The sequence below is a fragment of the Gardnerella massiliensis genome (assembly GCF_003408845.1).
GTDB classification, from domain to species: Bacteria; Actinomycetota; Actinomycetes; order Actinomycetales; family Bifidobacteriaceae; genus Bifidobacterium; species Bifidobacterium vaginale_H.
Genome location: NZ_LRTV01000009.1, coordinates 85597 through 92453, shown reverse-complemented (window position 1 = coordinate 92453; position 6857 = coordinate 85597). Strand labels below are relative to the sequence as shown.

Below are 6857 nucleotides of genomic sequence, written 5' to 3'. Positions count from 1 at the left end.
CCATAGAACCAGTATGCGCTAAAAAGTAGCCTGCAACCGTTTCATAAGGTCCATCTTCAAGCTCAATGCCGGTAATGTCAGCAAAATCTTCAATAGTCATACCGCCATCAATTTTTGCCACGCCGTTTACAAAAGCCGTGGTTTTGTTTGCATTACTTTGCTCAGTTTCATCCGGCAGATCGTACTCGTCGCGAATATCTCCAACAAGCTCCTCGGTCATATCTTCAAGAGTTACAATACCGTCAGTTCCACCGTATTCGTCAATAACAATAGCCAAATGGATTCCGCGCTTTCGAAGTAGCTCCAGGCTCGGCAATAGTTTTGAAGTTCCAGGAAGACTAATTCCTTCGCGAGTCACATCTGCAACAGTTTTTGCGTTAGGATCTCTAACATCCAACAAGTCGCGCACATGCACAAAACCAATAACGTCGTCAAAATCCTTGCCAATAACAGGGTATCTGGAATACGGAAGCTCACGAATTTTTGCAGCCGCTTCTTCAAGGCTCAAAGAGCCGTCCAAAAATTCCACGTCAGCACGCGGACGCATCACTTCAGCAACAATAGTTTCCGAAGCATCAAACACGTCATCCAAAATATTACGCTCATCCTGACTTAAACGCTTATTGCTATTAACAAGCACACGCAATTCTTCGTCAGAAACTTCGCTTTCTTTTTCGTTAGGATCAAATCCAAGAAGACGCACAAAACCATTCGTATTCTTACCAATAAGCCAAATTAAAGGTTTGCAAATTTTCGAGAAAATATCCACCGCCGGCACAACCGCTCGCGCAATCTGCTCAGAACGCTGCATTGCAATACGCTTCGGCACAAGCTCCGAAATTACTATAGAACAGTACGAAATAATAAGAGTTAAGAAAATAGTAGTAAGCGGGCCTGCAACATGCTTAGGCACTCCCCATGAGCATACAAGCGGAACAACGTAAGGCGCTAACGCAGATTCGCCGAAGGATGCAGAAAGAAAACCAGAAAGCGTTACGCCAATTTGCAAAGCAGATAAGAAAGTATTGGGATCACGCGCAATTTTAGCAACACGCGCGCCGCGAGCATCCTGCATCTCCATGCGATCAATTTGCGAACTTCGTAAACTCACTAAAGCCAACTCGGTAGCCGCAAAAACGGAACCGAACAGCAAAAAAATCATAATGAGCAGAATATTAAAACCAATCGCCATAATTGTTATCTTAGTTTACTTCTATGCGATATCAATAATTCACAGCAAAATACTCACGGACGATAAAAATATCCCGTCGGAGCCGCAACAGCACGCAACGAAACTATTCGCAACACAATCCCCGAATGTTGATACCCACTCAATCCAATACTTCCACGAGTAATTACAGCACGAATACGCACCCATTCACGATTGTGAAGATTCTTCGCATTCTTGTAATTAGCAACAAAGCCAAACGGCGACATGTCGAGAATACAACACGACATAAGTTGACGTGACAGGCGAAATTGCCCGGCACCTAACGTTGGGTCGCGGCTTACAAAACCAGTAAGCGTAATCGTATAACCATCATATTTTGAAATATTATGGTCAATTTCGTCATACCATAAGCCAAAATCGTCATTTGGCACTGTTATAGAACGCTGATCGCGACGCAAACCAGGCAACGCGCCGGCAACACGACGAATCGCAATCGCGCGACCACCCGCGTAACGATCAAAACCGTTCAAACCACGCCCAGGCGCAGTCTGCAAAGGAATAATAATCAGCAGCGCAGGAACAACAATCGCCACAAGCATGCGCCAAGCATCGCGCGCAGAAAGCGCAAACCAACCACACGCGGCGCAAACGGCAAGAATTAGCAGCATAACGGCAGCAATAAGCAAATAAACAAACGCGCGCGGCGTGGTAAGAAGCGTATATTGGCCGCTTAAAGTAACAAAAGCTACCGCAGCCGCCAACAGCAGCAACGCCAGGGATTCTACAAGTTGAGCAAAAGTAACGCGATTGCGTTGCTCGCTTTTAGACGCAAATAAACCGGTGCGTTTCATATCATGAATCCCCAGGCCCAGTTAGCAAATAGCGAAGTTAGGAAGCATACGCCAGCAATAGTTAAAGTTAAGCGCAAAACGAATTTTCCACGGCAGTCGGCGGCTAGCATAAGCGTATTTTTAAAATCAAGCATGGGACCGAATAAAAGGAACACCAGCACGGAGGAAATAGGCAAAGATGCAGCCAAACTTCGCGCAATAACAGCATCCGAACTCGAACAAAGCGAACTAGCATACGCAATAACCATCATCGCTGGAATCGCAAACCAAACGTTGCTGGCCTGCACGCGAGATGCAGGATCTGCGCCAAGCCACGCGCGTATAACAGAAGCGACGACGGTTCCACACACGATAATTGGTAAAAGTTTCAAAAAATCTTCGTGAATATGCTGTATATATTGCTTTATTTGATGCTTTATTTTATGCTTTATTTGATGCTCTGGTTGCGGCAATTTCGTGGATTGCGTTACGCTATTGCAGCCGCATTTTAGCGCGCAAGAACATTCCGGATTCTTATTTTCAAGCAAAATTTCGCGTCTCAAAACTTGCGTTTTTTGCGGGAAAATCACAAAACTCAAACCAACGAGCAGCGCAATACCAACCCCCAACGCAACCCTCATAACGGCCACTGCTGGCACATCCGCAAACGCATACCAAGTTGCCAGCACAGACACAGGATTTACCACGGGAACAGCGCAAAGGAACGTTATCGCACAAGGAAGCGGCAATTTTCTTGCGACCAGCCTGGAAAAAGTTGGCACAACAACGCAGTCGCACACCGGCACGCACACTCCCGCAAATATGGCGGCTAAAAAGCCGTTTGCAGTGGACTTCGGAGCGTGTTTTTCAATAAAATCAGCCGTTACCCACGTTTCCACAGCCGCCGAAACGAGCACGCCAATAAGAGTGAATGGAATTGCCTGCAAAAGTAAGCCGGCAACGCCTCGAATAGTTGTGTCAACGAGCAGCCACGGGTAGCGCGCTTGCAAAGCAGGGGCCATCGCAATAAAAAGCGCGACAAGCGGTGTACCAGCAATCAAAAAAAGATAGTGCGCAGAATTTGCTGGTTTTGATTGTTGCGCTGGTTTTGATTGCGCCGATTTTGATTGTTGCACCGGTTTTGATTGTTGCGCCGGTTGAGTTGATTGCGTCGCTTGCGCCAATTTTAACATGACAATACTTCCACCAAGCCGTCATTCATACGATATCTTGCACCAACAAGCATCAAAGTATCGTTAAAAACAGCTTCGCGAATTATCTGCGATTTATCGCAAATTTCAGCGAGAATATTAGAAACGTGAATACGCTCAATATCGTCCGTATCCAATTCTTCTTCAATGCCTGCGAGCGCAGCAGGCCCCAATGAACGAAGTAATATTGACTCACTCGACTCAATTATTTCACTTGTTTCGTCTTCGCCGTATTGCGCAACCAACTTTTGTACAGTCGGCACAACCGCTTTAACAGCCCCGCAATGCTCGTGGCCAAGCACAACCAGCACTTTTACTCCCAAATCAGTCACAGCGTACTCTAGCGAAGCAATTACAGCATCGTCCAGCATCTCGCCGGCTGCACGAACGGAAAAAATATCTCCCAAACCGGCGTCGAATACAAATTCCGGAGCCACGCGCGAATCAGCGCACGAAAGCACAACAGCACCCGGATGCTGTCCGTCAATAAGTTTCATACGCGTCTCGGAATTTACGCCTGCGTGCGTCGATTTTCCTTCCGCAAACTTGCGATTCCCGGCAAGCATTGCGCTCCATACCGATGTAGCTAAAACTGAATTTTCGTTAATAAAATCTTTGTTAGCACAATTTTTATTAACGCAATCTTCGTCGATTACTTCCTGCATTATTACCTCCTACACTGACGCAACTGGCGTGGGCAATATTTTTTAGTTGCTTAAAGTTTAAAATTTTTTACTTAGAATATATTGTATCTTTCGTAGTAAATATGAGAATAAAAAGGCTCCCGTATCGCAGATTCGCAAATACGAGAGCCTTCCTACATAAATTTATATATCATCCGGTGTTCTGCAAGCCTGCAGCAACGCCAGAAACAGTGCAAAGAATAAGGTAAATGAACTCTGCCTGCTGGCTTTCGCTCAATTCTTCCTTATCTACCTTGTTACGAAGCTTGTGCAATGCGAGCGACTGGATTACCGAAAGCGCGTCCACGTAAGGCGAGCGCACGCGAATTGCCTGGCCGAGCACGTGACGGTGCTGCAACGGCCACTTGTCGCCAACAATCTGCAAAACCCACTTGCGAGTAAGCTGCATTTCTGAAAGTACTTTATCGCTCAAATCTTCGCGATCTCCAAGGCTTAAGTACATGCGAGCAATACGCTCATCCGTCTTAGCCAAAGACATCTCAATATTGTCAATAAAAGTACTAAACAGCGGCCACTCTTCGTAAGCACGACGCAAAGTTTCCAAATCGCCAAACTTTTCGCAAGCCGTACCCAAACCGTACCATGCTGCCAAGTTGATGCGAGCCTGAGCCCAAGAGAACACCCACGGAATTGTGCGCAAATCGTCCAATGACTTCGCACCCAAACCGCGCTTAGCTGGGCGAGAACCGATTGGAAGCAAGCCAATCTCGCTCAACGGCGTAACCGTGGAGAACCATGGAGTAAAGTCATCGGTTTGCAGCAAATCAAGGAAGCGCTCGTGAGCCGCAACGTCGAGCTTTGCAGCCATATCCGCGTACTTCTTCGTCATATCAGTGTTGGTCTTCTCAACACTTGGCGAAGACTGAAGCAACGTTGCAGCTGCCACGGATTCCAAGTGACGAATAGCCAAAATTGGGTTGCCATAACGTGCGAAAATAACTTCGCCCTGTTCGGTGAGCTTGAATCGGCAGTTAACGGAACCAACCGGCTGAGCAAGCACTGCGCGGTTTGCTGGACCGCCACCGCGACCAACAGCACCACCACGGCCGTGGAATAGTGTCAAATCAATATCGTGCTTCTTAGCCCACTGAGCAATACGCTCCTGAGCGGAGTGCAAAGCAAGCGTTGCGGAAGTAGGGCCAGCATCCTTAGAAGAATCAGAGTAGCCGAGCATAACTTCCATCTTGCGGCCAGTAGCCTTAAGACGAGCCTGCACTTCAGGAATTTTAATAATTTCCTCAAGCACATTTACGGAATTTTGCAAATCTTCCAACTGCTCAAACAGTGGAATTACGTCAATTGTTGGCGCATCCTGCGGATGAGCGAAAGCGAGACGATTCAGTTCGAAAACGTCGCGCACGTGCTGAGCAGATTTTGCAAAGGAAATAATGTAGCGTCGTGCAGCTCGCATGCCGTTGCGCTTCTGAATTGCCCCCAAAGCGCGGAAAGTATCGAGAACTTCACGAGTCATCGGCTGCAACGGTCCGCGTTCGCCGTGCAAACCGTGCTCACGAATATCTTCCAAGGCGCGAGAGTGCACCAAAGAGTGCTGACGGAACTCCATCTCAACCATGTGGAATCCGAAAGTTTGTGCCTGCCAAATCAAATCCTGCAAAGGACCGTAGGCCGCACGAGGATCGCCACCTTCCGCCAAAGAACGCTGCACAATCTGCAAATCTTCAATAAAATCTTCGCAAGAATGGTACATCAAATCCGTATCGCGGCTAATAGTGCGATGCAAACGATCTGCCATTACCAGCATTACGGCACGATGTGGCTCGCTATTAGAAACGTCGGAAGCGTTTTCCGTAAGCTGTTCGCTCATTTCGCGCTGACGATTCCACAACTCAAGCAACTCAACGCTTGGAGGAGTTGTGCGAGTTTCCATAGTCAAGCACTTGCCAACTTCGCGAGTACGATTTTCCAAAGCCGCAAGCACGTGATCGCTAAACTTTCGTGCAACTTGGCGACTTACTTTAGCAGTAACGTTCGGGTTGCCATCGCGATCCGAACCAATCCAGCTTCCCGGATGGAAGAATGCAGGGCAGCGAGGCGGCACCAAACCAGCCTTCTCACCAAGCAACCAATCGTCAAAGCGACGATACACGAGCGGAATAGTATCAAATAAAGTAGCGTCAAAAATGTCAAGAATCGTGTCGGCTTCTTCAACCGGCGTTGGCTTCTTCAAAGCAATAGGCGAAGTACGAAGCAAAGCGTCAATTTCGTTGTAAAGGCGACGGTAATTTTCGCGCTTATCCGACCCGCCTAAACGATGATGCTCGCTAAGTAATTGCGAAATACGGCGAATCTTGCCAGCCACAGCCTTACGACGAGCTTCAGTCGGGTGCGCAGTAAACACAGGATGGAACTCAAGCTTTGCAAGCAATTCCTTCGCTTTAGCCGGACTCATTTCCGTCAGTAATTTGTGGTACGCGCAAGTAAGTTCATTAACTGGATCTACTGGCAACGAATCTTCAACTTCACACTCGCGCTGATGCAGCACAGACACGCGATAATTTTCTTCGCACAAATTAGCGAGATGGAAATACGTTGCGAAAGCGCGTGCTAAAAGTTGCGTATCGTGTAAACTGAGGCCGTTAATTTTGCTGACAGCCTTGCTTAAACCGTCGTCCGCAGTAACTTCCGCGTCAACCATTTGCGCAAAATGGGCGGTACTAGCTTCCACAGCATTCAGACGCACATCGTCGAATACTGCGAGCAATTTTTCATCAAATTCACCAAGAACATCGCGAAGAATATGCAAGCACAAATCCATATCTTGCTTAAGCGATGCTGGAAGGTCACGCTCCTCCGGGCCTTTTCGCCCTAAACCAGACGTCACAATGGTTGCGTCTGCTGGAGTAACCTGCTGATTTTCTATTGTCATCAGACCTCCTCACGCCAGTAATAAGGTTGCTTGGTCGTCTGACTTCCGTGGCTC

Annotated in this window: 5 protein-coding genes; all 5 read right to left on the bottom strand. The window is 47.6% G+C overall.

The window, feature by feature from the left end; translation table 11 throughout:
- A partial coding sequence (locus AXE77_RS05470) for a hemolysin family protein (protein WP_133296289.1) occupies positions 1–1192 on the bottom strand: 1192 nt, incomplete at its 3' end.
- A gap of 53 nt (positions 1193–1245) precedes the next feature.
- Complete coding sequence (locus AXE77_RS05465; protein ID WP_116712481.1) at positions 1246–2022, bottom strand: TIGR03943 family putative permease subunit; 777 nt, start codon at positions 2020–2022, stop codon at positions 1246–1248.
- Positions 2019–3194: a permease gene (locus tag AXE77_RS05460; RefSeq protein ID WP_116712480.1), complete on the bottom strand. Its 1176-nt coding sequence runs from the start codon at positions 3192–3194 to the stop codon at positions 2019–2021. Before AXE77_RS05460 ends, AXE77_RS05465 begins: the two co-directional genes overlap by 4 nt.
- On the bottom strand, positions 3188–3877 hold the full coding sequence (locus AXE77_RS05455) for a carbonic anhydrase (protein WP_116712479.1): 690 nt from the start codon (positions 3875–3877) through the stop codon (positions 3188–3190). Before AXE77_RS05455 ends, AXE77_RS05460 begins: the two co-directional genes overlap by 7 nt.
- A 169-nt stretch (positions 3878–4046) precedes the next feature.
- Positions 4047–6803, bottom strand: coding sequence for a phosphoenolpyruvate carboxylase (locus AXE77_RS05450; RefSeq protein WP_116712478.1), 2757 nt, complete (start codon positions 6801–6803; stop codon positions 4047–4049).
- Between the last annotated feature and the right edge of the window lie 54 nt (positions 6804–6857).

Bases quoted from the DNA above. Each gene is read 5' to 3' on its own strand.
- AXE77_RS05450 (WP_116712478.1), bottom strand. From the start codon at position 6,803: ATGACAATAGAAAATCAGCAGGTTACTCCAGCAGACGCAACCATTGTG.
- AXE77_RS05455 (WP_116712479.1), bottom strand. From the start codon at position 3,877: ATGCAGGAAGTAATCGACGAAGATTGCGTTAATAAAAATTGTGCTAAC.
- AXE77_RS05460 (WP_116712480.1), bottom strand. From the start codon at position 3,194: ATGTTAAAATTGGCGCAAGCGACGCAATCAACTCAACCGGCGCAACAA.
- AXE77_RS05465 (WP_116712481.1), bottom strand. From the start codon at position 2,022: ATGAAACGCACCGGTTTATTTGCGTCTAAAAGCGAGCAACGCAATCGC.